Origin of the sequence: Chitinilyticum aquatile DSM 21506 (assembly GCF_000430805.1) — a bacterium.
GTDB classification, from domain to species: Bacteria; Pseudomonadota; Gammaproteobacteria; order Burkholderiales; family Chitinibacteraceae; genus Chitinilyticum; species Chitinilyticum aquatile.
Genome location: NZ_KE387259.1, coordinates 444,985 through 463,567, shown reverse-complemented (window position 1 = coordinate 463,567; position 18,583 = coordinate 444,985). Strand labels below are relative to the sequence as shown.

The following is an 18,583-nucleotide window of genomic DNA, read 5'->3' as shown; positions in this document are numbered from 1 at the left end:
GAAAGCAGCATGACATGGAAATTGCACCGCGCTGGTGGCAATTCCTGCACTGACAGGGATCGGCATTTGCGCCTTGCCTGACTGTGAACATGTATGCGCAAATCCGCTATGGCCGCGCAATTTGGGATGTTTCTAAAATGCAACGGGTATGTGCTTCAGGCCATTTGCAGAAAATGGCTTTGAGTAGATAGGCTGCCGGGTATTTCTTTGCTAGAGGTAGCGGCGCAGCTCTTCGGGCGTTTCATCGTGATCGCCGTGCGGATGATGCTCCCACACCCTGACATAGACATCTCGTGTTTTCACATTGTGCTCAGGTATGTCGAGATTATCGCGCTGCACCTCTTCCGAGTAATGAGCCAGTGCCCGCTTGATTCTCTGCAGGATACTGCCGTCGAGATGAAAACCAGCTTCGGTCAGGCAGTTTTCCAGCTCCTGCAGCGTGTGTTCGGTGATCTGGTACGTCACGCTGATGCTGCGCTGTTCAGGGTGTGCCTGCGCAATGACGCCCGGCAGTCGCCCGAGATAGCGGGCTGCCTGCACGGCCTGATCGGTCGGCAGGGAATAGAGAACGATGTCCCGGTGCTTGCTGTGTTCTGCGGCTGTTTTCATGGCGAACTCCTTCCGCTGCCCCGTGCGGATTCATGAGTCAATGTAGGCCGTCGTCGCGGAAAATGCACGCTGCAATGCAATAAGGGATATCGATTTTCCAGATGGAATGGCAATAAAAATGCCCCGGCAAGCCGGGGCATATGAGGCGGGCGGCGAACCGCTTATTTGGCAGCAGCCGGCACTGAGGCTGCTTTTTGCATCAGCAATTGCTGCACCTTCAGTACGCTGATGGCTTGCTGCAGCTGATAGTCACTCTTGGACGCCAGTTCACGGCTACTGGTGAAGTCGTCCTCGGCGGCCTCGCTGGCCTTGGTTTTGCCCGGTTTTGCCGGTGCCGGCAGCGGTGTAGGCTTGATTGCCGGCTTCTTGCCGGCTTCGCCGTCGGTCGGGTTGTCCAGATGGCGTTCCAGATCGGCTTCGCGCAGGCGCCAAGGGTTGGCTTCCTCACCCTTGCCATTGACCGTGGCTTCCTGAACCTCGATATCCGGCACGATACCCTTGGCCTGGATTGAACGTCCTGCCGGGGTGAAGTATTTTGCCGTCGTGAGTTTCAGCGCCGATTTGCTGTCGATCGGCAGGATGGTCTGTACCGAGCCCTTGCCGAAGGATTGCGTGCCGACGACCAGAGCGCGCTTGTGATCCTGCAGCGCGCCGGCGACGATTTCCGAAGCGGACGCCGAGCCGCCGTTGATCAGCACGACCAGCGGCACGGATTTCAGATCAGGGGGCAGGCCGGCGAGTTCGTCCTTGCCGCCGCGGTTGTAATACTCCTTGCTGGCATAAAGCTTCATCTTGGCGTCCGGCGTGCGGCCATCGGTATAAACCACCAGCGCGTCTTTCGGCAGGAAGGCGGCAGAGACGCCTACGGCACCATTGAGCAGGCCGCCCGGATCATTGCGCAGATCGAGCACCAGACCTTTCAGCGGCGCCTTGTTTTCCTTGTAAAGTGCATTCAGGGCGTCGGCAAGCATCTGGGTCGTGTGCTCCTGGAACTGGGTGACGCGCACATAGCCGATGCCCGGTTCGGCCAGCTTGGATTTAACCGACATCACCTTGATGATGGCGCGCTTCAGCGTGAAGGTCAGCGGTTTGCTTTCTCCCTTGCGCAGGACGGTCAGCGTGACCTGGGTGCCCGGTTTGCCGCGCATCTTGCCGACCGCTTCGTTGAGCGCCAGCCCCTGTACCTGGGTGTCGTCGATCTTGACGATGTAATCGCCGGCCTTGATGCCGGCTCGGAAGGCCGGTGTGTCTTCGATCGGGCTGACAATGCGGACCAGCCCGTCTTCCATGTTCACTTCAAGGCCGAGCCCGCCGAATTCACCCTGCGTGCTTTCCTGCAATTCCTTGAAGGCAGTGGCATCGAGGTAGCTTGAGTGGGGGTCGAGGCCGGAAACCATGCCCTTGATGGCTTCGTTGATCAGCTTCTTGTCTTCAACCGGCTCGACATAGCTCTGCTTGATCAGTCCGAAAACAGTCGAGAAGGCACGCAGTTCGTCGACCGGCAGTGCATTGCTGTTTTCCTTGTCGGCAACCGCCGTGAAGGACAGGCTGAGCACGGTACCCAGCCCGGCGCCAGCCAGTACGAGAGCGATTTTGCCGAAACGGCTGCGGGAAGGCGCGGACTTGCTTGCTGACATGCGTGTTTTCCTAATGGTTCATCCAGCCCAGCTCATCGGGTCTAATGGCCGGCCGTTCTGTCTGATTTCGAAATATACACCGGTTTCCCCCATTCCACCGCTATTGCCGCTGGTGGCGAGTGCGTCACCCGCCTTGACGGCGTCACCGGTCTGTTTCAGCAGGCTTTCATTGGCGCCGTAGAGACTCATGTAGCCGCCGCCATGGTCGACAATGACGAGGTTGCCAAAGCCGCGCAGCCATTCCGAAAAGACGACTTGTCCAGATGCAACGGCATGGACAGGCTGGCCGCTGCCGGTCCGGATGAAAATGCCTTTCCAGCTGCCGCCTTCACCGCGGCTGCTGCCGAAGCGGCCGGTGATTTCACCCTTGACCGGCAGGCGCATCTTGCCTTTCAGCGCAGCAAAGCGCTGGCCGGCCTGCGAGCTGTCGGGCACTTCGGTGACCAGTTCGGGAGGGGCGGAGGGCTTCGGTGGTGGCGCCTTGCCTGCCTGTTTGGCGCGTTGCTCCGCGAGTGCCTGCTCGCGTGCCCGCTTTTCGGCTAGAGCCCGGCGTTTGGCTTCTTCACGAGCCCGGGCAGCTTCCTGCTGGCGCAGGATGGCATTCAGCCGATCGACCAGCTGGCTCAGGCGTTTTTCATCGGCCTGAAGCTTTTGCAACTGGTTGCGCTGGCTGTCGATACGCTGCGACAGCTGTTGCAGCAGGGCCTGTTTGCGGGCTTGCTGCTCTTCCAGCGAGTTTTTCTGCTGGGCCTTGTTCTGCGCCAGCTCGCGCAAGGCTTCATTCTTCTGGCGGATTTCTTCTGCCAATGCATTCAGCTGTTCGAGTTGTTGCTGGAGCTGGCCTGCGAGCTGCTGTTGTGAACGGGCCAGATAGCGCAGGTAGGTCAGGTCCCGGTTGACCTGATTGGGGTCCTGCTGGTTGAGCAGCAGGCGCCAGGCTTCCACGTTGCCGGCCTTGTAGCGGGTACGCAGCAGCTCGCCTAGGCGTTGCTGGCTGTGCTCGATGCTTTTGCGCGTGCGGCTGATGTCCTGGTTCAGGCGATCCAGCTCGGCCTCGGTCAGCTCGCGGGCGCTGGCCAGCTCATTGAGAACGCGGTTGGCTTCGGAAATGGCCGTTTCCGAATCCTTGAGGGCATCCGCAGCATCAGAGCGGCTGGCCTCGGTTTTGGCCAGGTCTTTTTTGATCTGGTCCATCTGTCCGCGCAGTTCTTTCAGTTCCCCCTGTTTGGCGCTGGTTTCTTGCCTGGAAACGGCAAACACCGCCGGGCTGGCCAGCAGCGCGGCGGTGCAGGTGAGCGCAATAAAACGACAGCGCACGTTTACAGGAAGTGGATCAGCGAATGACCGGTCATCTCGCTCGGTTGCGGCAGGCCCATCATGGCCAGCAGCGACGGGGCGATGTCCTTCAGTGCGCCGCCGGGCGCCAGGCGGGCAGGACGACCGATGTAGCAGAACGGCACCAGATCGGTGGTGTGCTGGGTGTGTGCCTGGCCAGAGCTCGGGTCATACATCATTTCGCAGTTGCCGTGGTCAGCCGTAATCAGCACTTCTCCACCGGCGGCCAGCATGGCGTCCACGACGCGGCCGACACAGCCGTCCAGTGTTTCGACGGCCTTGATGGCGGCCGGGAGAATGCCGGTGTGGCCAACCATGTCGCCGTTGGCGAAGTTGCAGAAGATGGCGTCGTACTGCTTGCTCTTGATGGCTTCGATCAGCTTGTCGGCGACTTCGTTGGCGGACATTTCCGGCTTCAGGTCATAGGTGGCAACCTTGGGGCTGGGAACCAGTACGCGGTCTTCGCCGGCAAATTCCTTTTCTTCGCCACCGGAGAAGAAATAGGTCACATGCGGGTATTTTTCAGTTTCTGCGATGCGCATTTGCTTGAGGCCCAGGCTGGCCAGGTATTCGCCGATGCCGTTTTTGACCTTCTCCTTGGTGTACGCAACCGGGTGGTTGTAGGCGGAGCCGTAATCGGTAGCGGTGCAGAAGTAACCGAATTGCACGCGGCGTTGCTCATGTTCGAAGCTGTTGAAGGTCGGCTCGGTCAGTGCGGTGGTGATCTGGCGGGCGCGGTCGGCACGGAAATTCATGAACACGACGGCATCGCCATCTTCCATGCGGGTTGGTTCGCCAACGACGGTGGCGGATACGAATTCGTCATTTTCATCACGTTCGTAGGCGGCTTTCAGGCCTTCGATGGCAGTCGCTGCGCTGTACAGACCCTGGCCGTCGACGATCAGGCGATAGGCCGGTTCGACGCGTTCCCAGCGGGTATCGCGATCCATGACCCAGTAGCGGCCGACGATACCGGCGATTTTCGCACCGTTGGCATCACAAACGGTCTGCAGGCGGTTCAGATAGAGTTCGGCGCTGCGCGGCGGCGTATCGCGGCCGTCGAGGAAGGCGTGGACGCGGATGTCCTTGACGCCGGCGGCCGCAGCCGCTTCGATCAGACCGTGGATGTGGTTCTCATGGCTGTGCACGCCGCCATCGGACATCAGGCCCATGATGTGGAGTGCTTTGCCGGATTGCAGGGCCGAATCAATGGCGGCCTTGAGTACCGGGTTCTGGCCGAGGGTCTTGTCGGCAACGTCACAATCGATGCGGCTGATATCCTGTTGCACGATCCGTCCGGCGCCAATATTCAGGTGGCCGACTTCGGAGTTGCCGAACTGCCCCGCCGGCAGACCCACATGCTGCTCGGAGGCATTGATGGTGGTGAGCGGGTACTGGCTGAACAGGCGATCAAAATGATGCTTGCGCGCAAGCAGAATGGCATTGTCGTCGCCGCCGGTGCGGTAACCGAAGCCATCAAGAATCAGGAGCAGAACGGGAGTAACTTGCTGGGCCATTGTTTTTTTCCGAAGTTGGGGCAAATAGCTGACAACCAAGCTGACAGGGTCATCGTAAGGTTGCGAGCCGATTTCAAACACGGGTAGTATTCTACCGCATTGTCCGAATTGACAATGCGGTTTGCGCAGTATTGCTGATTTGGCTCAGACCTGTTTGTTTCTGCCAGTCCCATCTTTGCCGGAAGATGGCCAGGCTGTGTGTTATCGCCCGTTTAGAAAGACTTAAAAAAAGAACTAAAACCATGAACACGCTGATTGATATCCAGGATGACGCCCACATCGAGCAGGCCTCCCGCGCGATGAAGGCGATGTCGCACCCCCTGCGGCTGAAGATCGTCTGCGTGCTGGGCGACCGCGAGGTCAGCGTGCAGGACATTGTCGAGCAGGTCGGCACCACGCAGTCCAATATTTCCCAGCACTTGGCGCTGATGCGCGAGAAGGGCGTGCTGCGCACACGCAAGGATGCCAACCGCGTGTATTACCGTGTCGGTGATCTGCGCACACTGGAAGTGATCGCCATGCTGCGGGACGTGTTCTGCGGCTTCTAGGGCTTACGGTCGCTGCATCTTCTCAAGATCACGTTTGAGCTGGTCCAGTCCGGATTTGCCCTGATAGCTGGCGATCTGCCGTCCCCTGCTGTCGTATAGCACCGTAAACGGAATGCCCTTGCTGGTATTGCCCTGCGATTGCATCAGCGCGCGGATGCGCAGATTGTCACCCAGAACGACGTCATAGTGCACCGGGGTCTCCCTGATGAATTGCCGGACGGCCTCCGGCTCGTCCATCGCCACGCCCAGAAAGCGGACCTGCTTGCCATGGTTGGCATGCAAGGCGTTGAGCTCTGGGATCTCATCCCGGCAGGGGCTGCACCAGCTCGCCCAGTAATTGATCAGCAGTGGTTGCGCAGGTGCGAGCGTCAGCGTCTGCCCATCCAGCGAATGCAGGCCGCTTTGCGCGAGTTCATCCCGGATGCCTCCGTTGCCGCCGCAAGCGGCAAGCAGGAGGAAAACGAGCGGCAGCATGCGCTGCATCATGGCTGTGTCGTCCTGGCAGGGAGCGCGGCCACGAATTCGGCGGGTTTCAGGAAGCCGATGATCCGTTCTTTCTGCAGCGTGCCAGTCGCATCGTAGAACAGCAGTGCCGGCGGGCCGTACAGGCCGAAACGCTGCAGCAGGGCGTGCGATGCCGCGTCATTGGCCGTGACGTCGGCGCGGATCAGCGTGTAGCCCTGCAAGGCCTGTTTTACCTCTGGTGCGGGGAAGGTATTGCGCTCGAGTTCGATGCAGCTGATGCACCAGTCCGCATAGAAGTCGACCAGAACCGGAGTGCCACGCGCAGCCAGCAGGGCCTGATCCAGTTCGGTTTCTGATTGCACCAGCGTGAATTGCCCGGCCGCACTTTGATTTACCGCATGGCCGGGCAGATAGCGCAGCCACAGTGGCTGGGCCACCCAGACGGCAACTCCCAGCAGGATGATACCGAAGCCGCGGCGTACCCACACCATGATCCGGCCCGAAAGGCGCGGAAGGATGGAGGCGCCGAAAGCGCCGATCAGCAGCAGCGGAGCGCCCATGCCGAGTGCCAGCGCGTAGAGGCTCAGGCCGCCAAACAGCAGGTCGCCAGTCTGTCCGATGTAGGCCAGTGCGGCGGCCAGTGGGGGCGCCATGCAGGGACCGACCAGCAGCGCGGAGAGCGCGCCCATCACGAATACCGGGGCGATGTGTCCGCCGGGCAGTTTCTGGCTGATCAGCTGGATCCGGGATTGCAGTCCGCTGGGGAGTTGCAGTTCGAATGCGCCGAACATGGCGAATGCCATGATGACGAAAAAGCCCGCAAACAAGGCAATCACCCAGGGCTGCTGCAGGGCGACGACCAGCAGTGTACCGCTGGCCGCAGCAAGCAGTCCGGCCAGGGTGTAACTCAATGCCATGCCCTGTATGTAGCTGAAGGTCAATAATAGCGAGCGCTGCCGTGATATACCCTGTTGCCCGAGGATGATTGCCGACACAATGGGGATGAGTGGATACAGGCAGGCCGTCAGTGACAGCCCCAGCCCGCCAAGAAAGAACAGCCCCAGCGTGAGCCAGAGCGTGTCGCCGGTGAAATCCGGATCCGTCGCGCCGGTGCGGTCGGAGCGCGGGCCGAACAGCGTGCCGAGTCGGTCGCCGGCCGGCGAAGAGCCGTCAAGCCTGAGTGTGACCTTTTGGGGCGGGTAGCAGACACCGGCTTCGGCGCAGCCCTGGAAACTCACTGTGATCTCGTCGCTGGGTTGCAGGGCGCGCGGGCTTTGCGCCTGCACGGCCAGATCATGAGCGTAAACCTCGGTCTTGCCGAAATTGGGGTCATCCTTGATCTTGCCTGCGGGGAAGCGCAGCTCGAGCTTTTCCTCGCCGTGGCTGGCATGAATGCGCTCGCGGTAGAGGTAATATCCGTCCGCGACCTGCCACTGCAGGTTGATGTGCGTGCCATCAATCAGGCGCGCGTTGGGGATGAAGGCTTCTTCCGGAGGGAGCAGCGAAGACGGGTCTGCTGCCAGAATGGTGCCGGCAGGAAGCAGTGCCAGCAAGAGCCAGCCCAGCAGGAGTTTCAGTGTGTGCATGTACGAACCCAGTCAAGATAGGCGGGCAGGCCGGCGGCAAGCGGAAGGGCGACGATCTCGGGGACATCATAGGGGTGCCCGTCTCGCAAGGATGCTTCCAGTGCGCCGTAGCGGTTGGCGCATGTCTTGATCAGTAGCGGAATTTCCGTGGCGTATTCGATGCGGCCTTGCCAGCGGTAAATGGACTGCACCGGAGGCAAGAGGTTCACGCAGGCCGCCAGTTGTTCAGTAATTACCCGCTCGGCCAGTTGCTTCGCCACCGATTCGTCGGGACAATTGCAGATTACCAGCCAGACTTCCTCCGAGGTGTTCATGCCTTATCTGATCCTTGCTTTACTGATTGCCTATCCCGTTGCCGAATTCGCCCTGATGTCTGCAGTGGTCGACTGGATCGGCTGGGGCTGGGTGATCGGCTGGATTGTAGGGAGTTTCCTGCTCGGTGTATTCATGATCCGGCAGTACAAACTGGCCTTTGCGCTGACACTGATGCGTGATATGCGCAGCGGCCAGGTTGGCCCCGGCACCCTGTTTGCCATCGCCCGCTATTATATTGCCGCCATCTTGCTGATTTTGCCCGGTATTGGTGGCGATGTGCTCGGACTGGTACTGCTGCTGCCCTGGCGCTGGAATGGCCCCGCTGCCACGCGTGCTCCGGTTCCGGACGATGTGTTCGAGGGCGAGTACCGCCGCGTTGACGAACCGCGGCCACCGCTTGAAGATCGCCGGGACTGAATGCCGGTACCTGGCAGGCTGTTAACGCGCGGATTCTTGCCGGCCGCCAGTGCCGGGTGCTGCCGGGTTTCTACCGATCTCCATCCAGCAGTCGCTCCGGATCGACGCGACTGCCGTGAATGGCTACCCGTTTTTGCCGGGATGTCTGGCCGCTGACCAGCTCGACATGCCGTTGCGGTACCGCGAAGAAATCGGCCAGCCAGACCAGCAGGCACTGATTGGCCTTGCCATCTACCGGTGGGGCCGCCAGGCGGATTTTCAGTGCCGTGCCATGAAGCCCGGCGACGCTGGTGTGCTTGGCTCCTGGCTGGACGTGAAGTTGCAGCGTGATGCGCTCATCCTGCTGCTGATACCACTGCACCGGCATGTCAGTCCGTCACAGCCGGACCTGCATGAGCAGCAGCTTCTCGAAATCGCCGATAAAAACGTTGAGCAGCAGCTGGATGAGCAGGATGAGGATCAGCGGCGTGATGTCTACACCACTGATGGGGGGGATGATGCGGCGCAATGGGCGCAGGAAGGGCGCGGTGAGACCATTGAAGACCGGCATCATCGGATGGTAAGGTGTCACCCAAGACAGGATGGCCTGGCCTGCTGCTGCGGCAAACAGCAGATAGAGCGACATCTTGAAGAGTTCCAGTAGGGCGGCGCCCAGTATGGCCAGCTGCGAGAACACGTCGGCAAAGACGTAAGGCCATGGAGATATCCAGAGTAATACGAAGTGCATGAGGTATGCGATCGCAAGCGCCAGAATCATTGAGCTGCTGTCGTATACCCCGATGGGTTTTATGAAGCGGCGGACTGGTAGTACCAGCCAGTTGGTTAGTGCAAGCACAAACTGGCCGATGGGTTGGCGAAATGGAATCCGTGCCGCCTGCAGATAGAAGCGGCTCAGTAGCAGCAGGATCAGGAAATCACCCAGCGTGTGGGTCAGAAAGGACAGCGTGTTGCGCAGAAATTCGGGCAAAGGCATGGTCACTCCTGCGGATCGCGGCCCAGCTCCTCGCCCAGCTCGCGCGAGCGTGCGGCGGCGGCAGAAGCGGCGGCGATGATGGTGGCGCGAACCTGGCTGGTCTCCAGTGCGTTGATGGCGCGTTCCGTGGTGCCCCCCTTGGACGTCACTTTCTGGCGCAAGGTTTCGGCATCATCCTCGCTGCCCAGTGCCAGCTTTATCGCGCCGGCAAAGGTCTGGTAGGCCAGTTTGCGGGCGACTTCCGGGTTGAATCCCTGCGCACGGGCGGCAGCCTGCAGGGCTTCCATGAAATAGAACACGTAGGCCGGGCCGCTGCCGGAAATGGCGGTAATGCCATCCAGCTCGCTTTCCTTCTCCACCCAGACCAGATCGCCAACCGAGTGCAGGATTTCCGCAGCCAGCTCGCGATCAGCGGCGCTCGCTCCGGGGCTGGCCAGCGCACCGGAAATGCCGGCCTGAACGAGGGCTGGCGTATTGGGCATCACACGGATGACGCGGGCGTAATTGCCCAGCCAGCGGCTAAGCGTTTCCAGCTTGATGCCGGCTGCAATCGAAATGACCAGCGCTTTGCCCAGTTGCGGCGCCAGAGCTTCGGCAACTTGCCGCAACTGTTGCGGCTTGACCGCAAGGACAATCAGCTCGCTGGCTGGCAGCGGAGTGCCCGGTTCGGCAACATGAACTCCCCATTGTGCCTGCAGATCTGCCCGTTTTTCCGCATCCGGCTCGACCACCAGAATGTCCTGCCCCTGATAGCCGCGCTGCAGCAGTCCGCCCAGAATGGCGATGGCCATATTGCCGCCACCGATGAATGTCAGTTTCATTGTTCTTGTCCCTTGGTATTGCGAGCCCCGAAAATGGCCGTCCCGACTCGCACAAGCGTCGAGCCCTCGGCGATGGCAAGCTCAAGATCGGAGGACATGCCCATCGACAGCGTGTCGAGCGGCAGTCCTTCCGCGCGCAACTGCTGCTGCAAATTGCGCAGCATGCGGAACTGGGCCGCCAGTTGTTGCGTATTAGCCGCAGGGTCGGGGATGCACATCATTCCGCGTAATGCGAGATTCGGCAAGTGGCAAATCGCCTTTGCCAGTTCGATGGTTGCGCCGGGTTCGACCCCGGACTTGCTGCTTTCGCCCGAAACATTTACCTGAATGCAGGCCTGTAGCGGAGGCAGGTGCGCTGGACGTTGCTCCGAGAGGCGTTCGGCAATCTTTAGCCGGTCAATGGAATGCACCCAGGCTGCCGTTGCCGCGACAATTCGTGTTTTATTGCTTTGCAAAGGGCCGATGAAATGCCATACCAAATCAGGGCAATCCTGCAAGGCGTGTGCTTTGGCTTGCAGCTCGGAGACGTAATTTTCGCCAAATTCGCGCTGACCGCAAAGATAGAGTTCCCTGACTGCCTCGGCAGGAAAGGTTTTGCTGACGGCCAGCAGTGTAATTTCATTCGCAGTACGCCCGCTGGTCGTTGCAGCTGATGCGATGCGCCTTTGCACGCCTTGCCATGCCGTAAAAATCGTTGTCATAATGGGTCAGACTGCTTCCTGCTTGACCGCATTGCCGGTCAGTTTTGCGCCTTGATGGGGCGCCATGAGAAAGAGATTATAAATGGATATTTCCGAACTCTTAGCGTTTTCCGTCAAGAACAAGGCATCCGACTTGCACCTGTCATCCGGTTTGCCGCCGATGATCCGTGTTCATGGCGACGTGCGCCGCATCAATTTGCCGCCCATGGAGCACAAGGAAGTCCACGACATGGTGTATGACATCATGAACGATGGGCAGCGCAAGACTTACGAAGACACTCTGGAATGTGATTTCTCCTTTGAGATTCCCAATCTGGCGCGCTTCCGGGTCAATGCCTTTGTGCAGAATCGCGGTGCCGGTGCCGTTTTCCGGACCATTCCATCCAAGGTGCTGACGCTGGAAGAGCTGAATGCCCCACGGGTGTTCCAGGATATTGCGATGAATCCGCGCGGACTGGTGCTGGTCACGGGGCCAACCGGTTCGGGCAAGTCGACCACGCTGGCGGCGATGGTCAATTTCGTGAACGAGAACGAATATGGTCATATCCTGACCGTTGAAGACCCGATCGAATTTGTGCATCAGTCGAAGAAATGCCTGATTAACCAGCGTGAAGTTGGCCCGCACACGCTTTCGTTTGCCAATGCGCTGCGATCCGCATTGCGGGAAGATCCGGATGTGGTGCTGGTCGGTGAAATGCGTGACCTGGAAACTATCCGGCTGGCGCTGACCGCAGCGGAAACCGGCCACCTTGTATTCGGCACCTTGCATACATCTTCTGCCGCGAAAACCATCGACCGGATTGTCGATGTGTTTCCCGCAGCGGAAAAGGAAATGGTTCGCGCGATGCTGTCCGAATCACTGCGCGCCGTTATTTCTCAGACTCTGCTCAAGACTAAGGATGGTTCCGGCCGGGTTGCCGCGCATGAAATCATGATCGGGATTCCCGCAATCCGTAACCTTATCCGCGAAAACAAGGTCGCCCAGATGTACTCCTCTATCCAGACCGGTCAGCAATACGGCATGCAGACCCTGGATCAGTGTCTGCAGGGGTTGGTGCAACGTAATATCGTGTCGATTGCCGAAGCTCGTGGCAAGGCTACCAATCCTGATAACTTCAAGGGATAAAATCCATCATGGAAAAAGAACAGGCGGCGAAATTCATGCATGATCTGCTGCGGCATATGCGCAGCAAAAACGCATCGGATTTGTTCATTACTGCCGATTTTCCGCCAGCCATGAAGATTGATGGCAAGGTGACCCCTGTCTCCAATCAAGTATTGACCGCACAGCATGCCAAGGAGTTGGCACGCTCGATCATGAATGACCGTCAGGCTGAAGATTTTGAGGCGACCAAAGAGTGCAATTTCGCCATCAGTCCGGGCACGCTGGGACGATTCCGGGTCAATACGTTCATGCAGCAGGGGCGAGTTGGCATGGTGCTGCGGACGATCAATTCCGAGATCCCGAAGCTGGAGGAACTGGGTTTGCCGCCCGTTCTTGAAGATATCGCCATGACCAAGCGCGGACTGGTGATCTTTGTTGGCGGTACCGGCTCGGGTAAGTCGACGTCGCTTGCGGCAATGATTGGTCATCGCAACGATAATGCCTACGATCACATCATTACGATTGAAGATCCGATCGAGTATGTGCATGAACACAAGAAATCAATCATCACGCAGCGTGAAGTTGGGGTTGATACCGATAGCTGGATGAATGCGCTGAAAAACACCTTGCGTCAGGCGCCGGACGTGATTCTGATCGGCGAAATCCGTGATCGCGAGACCATGGATTACGCAATCGCTTTTGCGGAAACCGGCCACCTCTGCATGGCGACCCTGCATGCCAACTCGTCCAATCAGGCGCTGGACCGGATCATCAACTTCTTCCCGGAAGAACGTCGTTCGCAGTTGCTGATGGATTTGTCGCTGAATCTGCGCGCATTCGTTTCGCAGCGTCTTGTTCCACACCGTTCCGGCAAGGGGCGTGTGGCGGCGGTCGAGGTGATGCTGAATTCCCCGCTGATTTCCGAGCTCATTTTTGATGGCAAGGTGCATGAAATCAAGGAAGTCATGAAGCGCTCCCGTGAATTGGGGATGCAGACATTTGATCAGTCCTTGTTCGACCTGCATGAAATTGGCAAAATCAGCTATGAAGATGCGCTGCGTAACGCAGATTCGGTCAATGATCTGCGCCTGCAGATCAAGCTGCAGGGCAGCGATGCCAAGAATAGGGATGTTCTTGGTTCCGGCCTTGAGCACTTGGATATTGTCTGATCTATACATCCGATTCCGGCGCGCACCCATTCTCAAACAACACAGAAGATTTCAATTTGGCTCGCTGGCGTAATACTGCCGTTTTATCGTTTGCCGCATTATGGCTTGTGCAGGGTCTGCAGGCGGCCACGCTGGGAGACATCAGGGTTCTTTCGGCACTTGGTGACCGTTTTTCTGCCCAGGTTCCGGTCGTGCTTGTGCCGGGCGAAGAGATCAGTGGTAATTGCTTTCGACTGGTTCGCCCTGTGGGGGCTGCCGACGATGCGACGACCATCCTCGGAGCGGCCAGCTTGCGTTTATTGCCAGTCTCGGATGATCTGGCAATCCTGCAGATTCGCAGTGAAGAATCCATCCAAGATCCACTGCTGAAGCTGGCGATACGCCTTCGCTGCCCAGGGGCAGAGATGCATGCGTTCCATCGTGAGTACAGCGTACTGCTCGATCCGCGTGATTACAGCAGCTATGTCGTGCAGGAAGCTCTGCCTTCTTCCCGTGTGCTTGCTTCGCCAAAAATGTCTTCAGCGAAAACTGGCGCAGATCGCAAACGAACACTTCCTGCTCGTGGTGGTACATGGCTGACGAGAGAGGGGGATACGGTTAATGCGATTGCTCGAAGCTACGTTTCGGGGGCGGGTAAGGCGAGGCAGGACTTCATTCAGCGTCTGTATGACCTGAATCCCGATTTGCCACAGTCTGCTAATGCCTCGCTTGGCATTGACATCCCAGTGCGTATTCCGGAACAAATCGAGCAGTCTGCGTCAGAGCGCTTCGCTCCATCTGTGACACCCCGCCCGGCGGCTCCCCCGCCTCCCAAGACTGAAGAGCGTCCCAGCTTGTCTCTGGGCTCGTCTGCTGTGCCAACTGATTCTGCGGTTCGTTCTGATTCGGGTAATTACGCCTTGCAGTTATCGGCTCCTGTCCTTGGTCAAGGGGGAGGTAAACTTTCTCCCGAACAGGCCTTGCTGTTGCGAGAGCAGCTGTTGGCGCTCGACTCGGATGACCAGGCCGCTCAAACCCTGCAGCTGAAATATCAGGTTTCACAGCTGCAAAAGCAGCTCGCAGAAATCCGTCAGCGCCAGGCGCTGGCTGATGAAGGCCAAGCGGAGCCCCCAAAACTGGCATCATCCGGATTGCGATACTGGCTCTGGATTCCACTGCTGCTTGTTGTGTCGTTTCCGCTGGCATTTCTCTACTGGCGTCGCCGCCAGATTCGCGAGCAGGCAAATAGTGATGCCTTCAGCTCGGCAACAATGACTTCGGCCATGTCTCGCCTGCCGACCAAGCCGATTGAACGCGGTGACATGAACACCCAGATGCCGGACTATGTGTCGCTCAGCGGTTTTGATATTGACGAAATTGCTGTTCCGGTTCATCGCCCGGCAGGAGATGACTGGCAGGCTGATAGCAGCCAGATGGATGTCGTACAACCCGGTAATGTCGGGGAGGAGGCGCAGCTGCTGCTGGATCACGGGCTGAGTCAGCAGGCCATCAATCTGCTGGTTCATGAAATTCAGGCCTATCCCGCAGCACTGGCGCTCTGGATGAAGCTGTTCGCAGTCTATGTGCAGCAGGGCATGAAGGACGCTTTCCAGGAGCGTGCGGTTGCGTTCAGACTGCAGTTTTCCAGCGACAGTCTGTGGCAGCAGGTGCAGGAAATGGGTCGGCAGATTGATGCGGCCAATCCTCTTTACCGCTCTCTGGATGTGCATCAGGAGGAGCATTTCTCAATGCTTCAGGCCAATTCGACGGCTCCGGTTCAGGAACCCGCTGACATGGGGGATGCACTTTTCGCTTCGGCAATGCATGACCAGGCTGGCTTGCCCCGACCTGCCGAGACAATCCTCCTGGGCGCGGCTCGTCCAAGTGTATCTGATGATATGGCGCTTGAATTCTCTCTGGATCTTGCCGTCGAGCAGGAGCTGACGGCCTCGCCGGTGCCTGATGCGCAGGATGAGCCGGTGCTGGACTTTCTGGGCGAGGCTGAAAATCGTCCACCAGTATTCGTGAGTGATGATCCGGCCATGCAGGATATTGCGCGCCTGCTTGCTGCAGGCGAGCGTGATGAAGCAATGTCTCGGCTTGAGCTGATGCTCTACAAGGGGACGATGGAGCAGAAGCTGCAGGCGGCCAAGTGGGTTGATCTCCTTGCTCCGCTTTTGCCTCCGGGGCAGCTGAACGAATAATTCCGACTCGCCGCCCTTTCCGCAGAATGCCCGTGACCGCCAAGGCAAAAGCGTCGGGAGTTATCCGGTGGCGAGTGTTTTGGCCAGATAATGCCCGGTATGACTCAAAGGGTTTTGGGCGATCTGTTCGGGAGTGCCACAAGCGATGATCTGCCCGCCGCCACCGCCTCCTTCCGGGCCGAGGTCGACCACCCAGTCTGCTGTCTTGATGACGTCCAGATTGTGTTCGATCACCACCACGGTATTGCCGTGCGCCGTCAGGCGCTGCACGACGGATAGCAGCAGATCGATGTCGTGGAAGTGCAGGCCAGTGGTTGGTTCATCGAGAATGTAGAGTGTGCGACCAGTGTCGCGTTTGGAAAGCTCCAGAGCCAGTTTCACCCGCTGTGCTTCGCCGCCGGAAAGCGTGGTGGCGCTTTGGCCGAGCTTGATGTAGCCCAGTCCAACATCCATCAGGGTCTGCATTTTGCGGGCAACCGTTGGCACGGCACTGAAAAACTCCAGCGCCACTTCCACGGTCATTTCCAGGACTTCCGTAATGCTCTTGCCCTTGTACTGCACTTCAAGGGTTTCGCGGTTGTAGCGTTTGCCGTGACAGACATCGCAGGGAACGTACACATCGGGCAGGAAGTGCATTTCCACCTTGATGACGCCATCGCCCTGGCAGGCTTCGCAACGGCCACCTTTTACATTGAATGAGAAACGTCCGGGACCGTAGCCGCGTTCGCGGCTGGCCGGTACGCCTGCAAACAGTTCGCGGATCGGGGTGAACAGCCCGGTGTAAGTAGCCGGATTGGAGCGTGGTGTGCGGCCAATCGGGGACTGGTCGACGTTGATCACCTTGTCGAAGTGTTCCAGGCCGAGAATTTCACGGTAGGGGGCCGGCTCGCACGAGGCCCCGTTGAGTTCGCGCGCGGCAATATTGTGCAGGGTGTCATTGATCAGGGTTGACTTGCCTGAGCCGGAAACGCCAGTCACGCAGATCATCAGCCCGACCGGAATGCTCAGATCGACGTCTTTCAGATTATTGCCGGAGGCTCCTTTCAGGGTGAGCCACTTGTCCACTTGCGGCTGACGGCGCTGCCCGGGAATGGCGATCCGTCGCTGTCCGCTGAGGAACTGACCGGTAATCGAACGAGGCTCGGCCATGATGTCGTCGGGATGACCGGCGGCGAGCACTTCGCCGCCATGCACTCCTGCGCCGGGGCCGATGTCGATCAGAAAGTCGGCGGCTCTGATCGCATCTTCGTCATGTTCGACGACGATGACGCTGTTATCCAGATCACGCAGGTGCATCAGTGTGCCAAGCAGGCGATCATTGTCGCGCTGGTGCAGGCCGATGGATGGCTCGTCCAGTACATACATCACGCCGGTCAGGCCCGAGCCGATCTGGCTGGCGAGCCGGATGCGCTGTGCTTCTCCGCCGGAGAGCGTATCCGCACTGCGTTCGAGGCTCAGGTAGTCCAGCCCCACATTGACCAGAAAGCCGAGGCGCTCACGGATCTCCTTGATGATTTTTTCTGCAATCTGCGCTTTGGCTCCCTCAAGGTGCAGGGTATCAAAGAAGTGAGCCGCTTCTTTCAAGGGCTGCAGGTTGATACCATGCAGGGTTTTATCCCCGACCATCACGTGACGAGCCTCGCGGCGCAGCCGTGAGCCAGCGCAATCAGGGCAAGAGGAATTGTTCTGGTATTTGGCGAGTTCTTCACGCACCGTGGCGGAATCGGTCTCGCGGTAGCGCCGCTCCAGATTATGGATGATGCCCTCGAAGGTATGCAGCCTCTCGAAGCGGCTGCCCCGCTCGTTCATGTAAATGAAGCGGATTTCCTCATTGCCGGAGCCGTACAGCACGACATGCTGAACGTCCGTAGCAAGCTCGTTCCATGGGGTGTTCACGTCAAAGCCATAATGTTCGGCGAGATTCAGCAGCAGCTGGAAATAGAACTGGTTACGCTTGTCCCAGCCCTTGATTGCCCCTGCAGCAAGGCTGAGCTCCGGGTGGGCGACAACGCGCTTCGGGTCGAAGAAGGTGATCTGCCCCAGGCCATCGCACTTCGGGCAAGCCCCCATCGGGTTGTTGAACGAGAACAGCCGCGGCTCCAGCTCCGGCAGGCTGTAGCTGCACACCGGGCAGGCAAACTTGGCCGAAAACCAGTGCTCCGCGCCGGAATCCATTTCAAGCGCAATGGCTCTGCCATCGGCGTGGCGCAATGCGGTTTCGAATGATTCGGCCAGACGCTGCTGCAGATCGGCCCGCACTTTCAGTCGGTCGATGACCACATCGATATTGTGTTTCTTGTTCTTGTCGAGTTTCGGCAGCTCGTCGAGCTCATGTACTTCACCATTGATGCGCACCCGTACAAAGCCCTGGGCACGCAAATCGTCAAACAGATCGCTGTTCTCGCCCTTGCGCCCGATTACGGCTGGGGCCAGCACCATCAGCTTGGTGTCTTCCGGCAGCGCCAGAACATGATCGACCATCTGGCTGACCGTTTGCGCCGCCAAGGCCTGTCCGTGTTCGGGGCAATACGGTGTGCCGACACGGGCAAACAGCAAACGCAGGTAATCGTGAATTTCGGTCACCGTGCCGACCGTCGAGCGTGGATTGTGGCTGGTTGCCTTCTGCTCGATGGAAATTGCCGGGGAAAGCCCTTCGATCAGATCGACATCGGGCTTTTCCATCAGCTGCAGGAACTGGCGGGCATAGGCCGACAGCGATTCGACATAACGGCGCTGGCCTTCCGCATACAGCGTATCAAAGGCGAGTGACGACTTGCCCGAGCCGGACAGCCCGGTAATGACCACCAGTTTGCCGCGCGGAATGTCCAGATTCACGTTTTTCAGATTGTGCGTGCGCGCACCGCGGATGCGGATCAGCGGGATATCGGCAGCGTGATGCGGGGCAGGGCGGTACATGGCGCAAGGTTCCGGCACAAAGATAAAGAACCGGTGATTGTAACGCCTCACTGCAGGCAAAGTTAACAATTTGATTTGACAGGAAGTCGGCTGGCCAGCTCAGGAGTGCCCAGGCGCTGCGTGAGAAAATTATTGGCGCAACAGTTGACGCCCCCTTGATCTCCATTCATAATGCGCCTCCTCTGATGCTTCAGCAGTTTTGAAGTGAGCGCGGGATTAGCTCAGTTGGTAGAGCGATACCTTGCCAAGGTATAGGTCGAGAGTTCGAGCCTCTTATCCCGCTCCA

17 protein-coding genes and 1 tRNA gene are annotated in these 18,583 nt (G+C 58.8%); 6 read left to right on the top strand and 12 right to left on the bottom strand.

Going from position 1 to position 18,583, the window contains the following annotated elements:
- Positions 1-210: 210 nt before the first annotated feature.
- From H559_RS0115385 to gpmI, 4 genes are all read right to left on the bottom strand, one after another.
- Positions 211-609, bottom strand: a complete 399-nt coding sequence (locus H559_RS0115385) for a hypothetical protein (protein ID WP_028453405.1) — start codon at positions 607-609, stop codon at positions 211-213.
- A 161-nt stretch (positions 610-770) separates the two neighbouring features.
- The gene (locus tag H559_RS0115380; protein ID WP_034641546.1) at positions 771-2,246 is read right to left on the bottom strand and encodes a S41 family peptidase; all 1,476 of its coding nucleotides are present in this window, start codon (positions 2,244-2,246) and stop codon (positions 771-773) included.
- An 18-nt stretch (positions 2,247-2,264) separates the two neighbouring features.
- Complete coding sequence (locus H559_RS0115375) at positions 2,265-3,563, bottom strand: murein hydrolase activator EnvC family protein (protein WP_081413095.1); 1,299 nt, start codon at positions 3,561-3,563, stop codon at positions 2,265-2,267.
- Between the two features lie 2 nt (positions 3,564-3,565).
- Positions 3,566-5,098, bottom strand: coding sequence for a 2,3-bisphosphoglycerate-independent phosphoglycerate mutase (gene gpmI / locus H559_RS0115370; protein WP_034641544.1), 1,533 nt, complete (start codon positions 5,096-5,098; stop codon positions 3,566-3,568).
- 242 nt (positions 5,099-5,340) lie between these two features.
- Between gpmI and H559_RS0115365 the strand changes: the two genes are divergently transcribed.
- The gene (locus H559_RS0115365; RefSeq protein ID WP_028453401.1) at positions 5,341-5,646 is read left to right on the top strand and encodes an ArsR/SmtB family transcription factor; all 306 of its coding nucleotides are present in this window, start codon (positions 5,341-5,343) and stop codon (positions 5,644-5,646) included.
- 3 nt (positions 5,647-5,649) lie between these two features.
- Here H559_RS0115365 and H559_RS20740 read toward each other — a convergent pair whose 3' ends face one another.
- From H559_RS20740 to cutA, 3 genes are read right to left on the bottom strand one after another with little or no spacing between them, the layout of a single operon-like run.
- Positions 5,650-6,132, bottom strand: a complete 483-nt coding sequence (locus tag H559_RS20740; protein ID WP_051279587.1) for a TlpA disulfide reductase family protein — start codon at positions 6,130-6,132, stop codon at positions 5,650-5,652.
- Positions 6,129-7,697: a protein-disulfide reductase DsbD gene (gene dsbD / locus H559_RS0115355; protein WP_051279586.1), complete on the bottom strand. Its 1,569-nt coding sequence runs from the start codon at positions 7,695-7,697 to the stop codon at positions 6,129-6,131. The genes H559_RS20740 and dsbD overlap by 4 nt, the downstream gene beginning before the upstream one ends.
- A complete protein-coding gene (gene cutA / locus H559_RS0115350) occupies positions 7,685-8,011 on the bottom strand; it encodes a divalent-cation tolerance protein CutA (protein WP_028453399.1) in 327 nt (108 codons plus the stop codon). The genes dsbD and cutA overlap by 13 nt, the downstream gene beginning before the upstream one ends.
- Between cutA and H559_RS0115345 the strand changes: the two genes are divergently transcribed.
- Positions 8,010-8,429 carry an FxsA family protein gene (locus H559_RS0115345; protein ID WP_028453398.1) on the top strand — a complete coding sequence of 140 codons (420 nt, stop codon included), beginning with the start codon at positions 8,010-8,012 and terminating at the stop codon, positions 8,427-8,429. The two genes, cutA and H559_RS0115345, sit on opposite strands and share 2 nt — an antisense overlap.
- Before the next feature lie 70 nt (positions 8,430-8,499).
- On the opposite strand, the gene H559_RS0115340 is transcribed toward H559_RS0115345, so the two are convergent.
- From H559_RS0115340 to H559_RS0115325, 4 genes are read right to left on the bottom strand one after another with little or no spacing between them, the layout of a single operon-like run.
- A complete protein-coding gene (locus H559_RS0115340; RefSeq protein WP_028453397.1) occupies positions 8,500-8,796 on the bottom strand; it encodes a DUF167 domain-containing protein in 297 nt (98 codons plus the stop codon).
- Positions 8,797-8,805: 9 nt separating this feature from the next.
- On the bottom strand, positions 8,806-9,402 hold the full coding sequence (locus H559_RS0115335; protein WP_034641541.1) for a YggT family protein: 597 nt from the start codon (positions 9,400-9,402) through the stop codon (positions 8,806-8,808).
- A 2-nt stretch (positions 9,403-9,404) separates the two neighbouring features.
- Positions 9,405-10,223, bottom strand: coding sequence for a pyrroline-5-carboxylate reductase (proC, locus tag H559_RS0115330; RefSeq protein ID WP_028453395.1), 819 nt, complete (start codon positions 10,221-10,223; stop codon positions 9,405-9,407).
- Positions 10,220-10,924 (bottom strand): YggS family pyridoxal phosphate-dependent enzyme, encoded by a 705-nt coding sequence (locus tag H559_RS0115325; protein WP_028453394.1) that lies wholly within the window; start codon positions 10,922-10,924, stop codon positions 10,220-10,222. Before H559_RS0115325 ends, proC begins: the two co-directional genes overlap by 4 nt.
- An 82-nt stretch (positions 10,925-11,006) precedes the next feature.
- On the opposite strand from H559_RS0115325, the gene H559_RS0115320 reads away from it, so the two are divergent.
- From H559_RS0115320 to H559_RS22840, 3 genes are read left to right on the top strand one after another with little or no spacing between them, the layout of a single operon-like run.
- A complete protein-coding gene (locus tag H559_RS0115320; protein ID WP_028453393.1) occupies positions 11,007-12,050 on the top strand; it encodes a type IV pilus twitching motility protein PilT in 1,044 nt (347 codons plus the stop codon).
- 8 nt (positions 12,051-12,058) lie between these two features.
- Positions 12,059-13,198, top strand: a complete 1,140-nt coding sequence (locus H559_RS0115315; protein ID WP_028453392.1) for a PilT/PilU family type 4a pilus ATPase — start codon at positions 12,059-12,061, stop codon at positions 13,196-13,198.
- Positions 13,199-13,254: 56 nt separating this feature from the next.
- Positions 13,255-15,381 (top strand): type IV pilus assembly protein FimV, encoded by a 2,127-nt coding sequence (locus H559_RS22840; RefSeq protein ID WP_155845458.1) that lies wholly within the window; start codon positions 13,255-13,257, stop codon positions 15,379-15,381.
- A 60-nt stretch (positions 15,382-15,441) separates the two neighbouring features.
- Here H559_RS22840 and uvrA read toward each other — a convergent pair whose 3' ends face one another.
- Positions 15,442-18,297 (bottom strand): excinuclease ABC subunit UvrA, encoded by a 2,856-nt coding sequence (gene uvrA, locus H559_RS0115300; RefSeq protein WP_051279584.1) that lies wholly within the window; start codon positions 18,295-18,297, stop codon positions 15,442-15,444.
- Positions 18,298-18,507: 210 nt separating this feature from the next.
- Between uvrA and H559_RS0115295 the strand changes: the two genes are divergently transcribed.
- Positions 18,508-18,583: transfer RNA gene (locus tag H559_RS0115295), tRNA-Gly, on the top strand.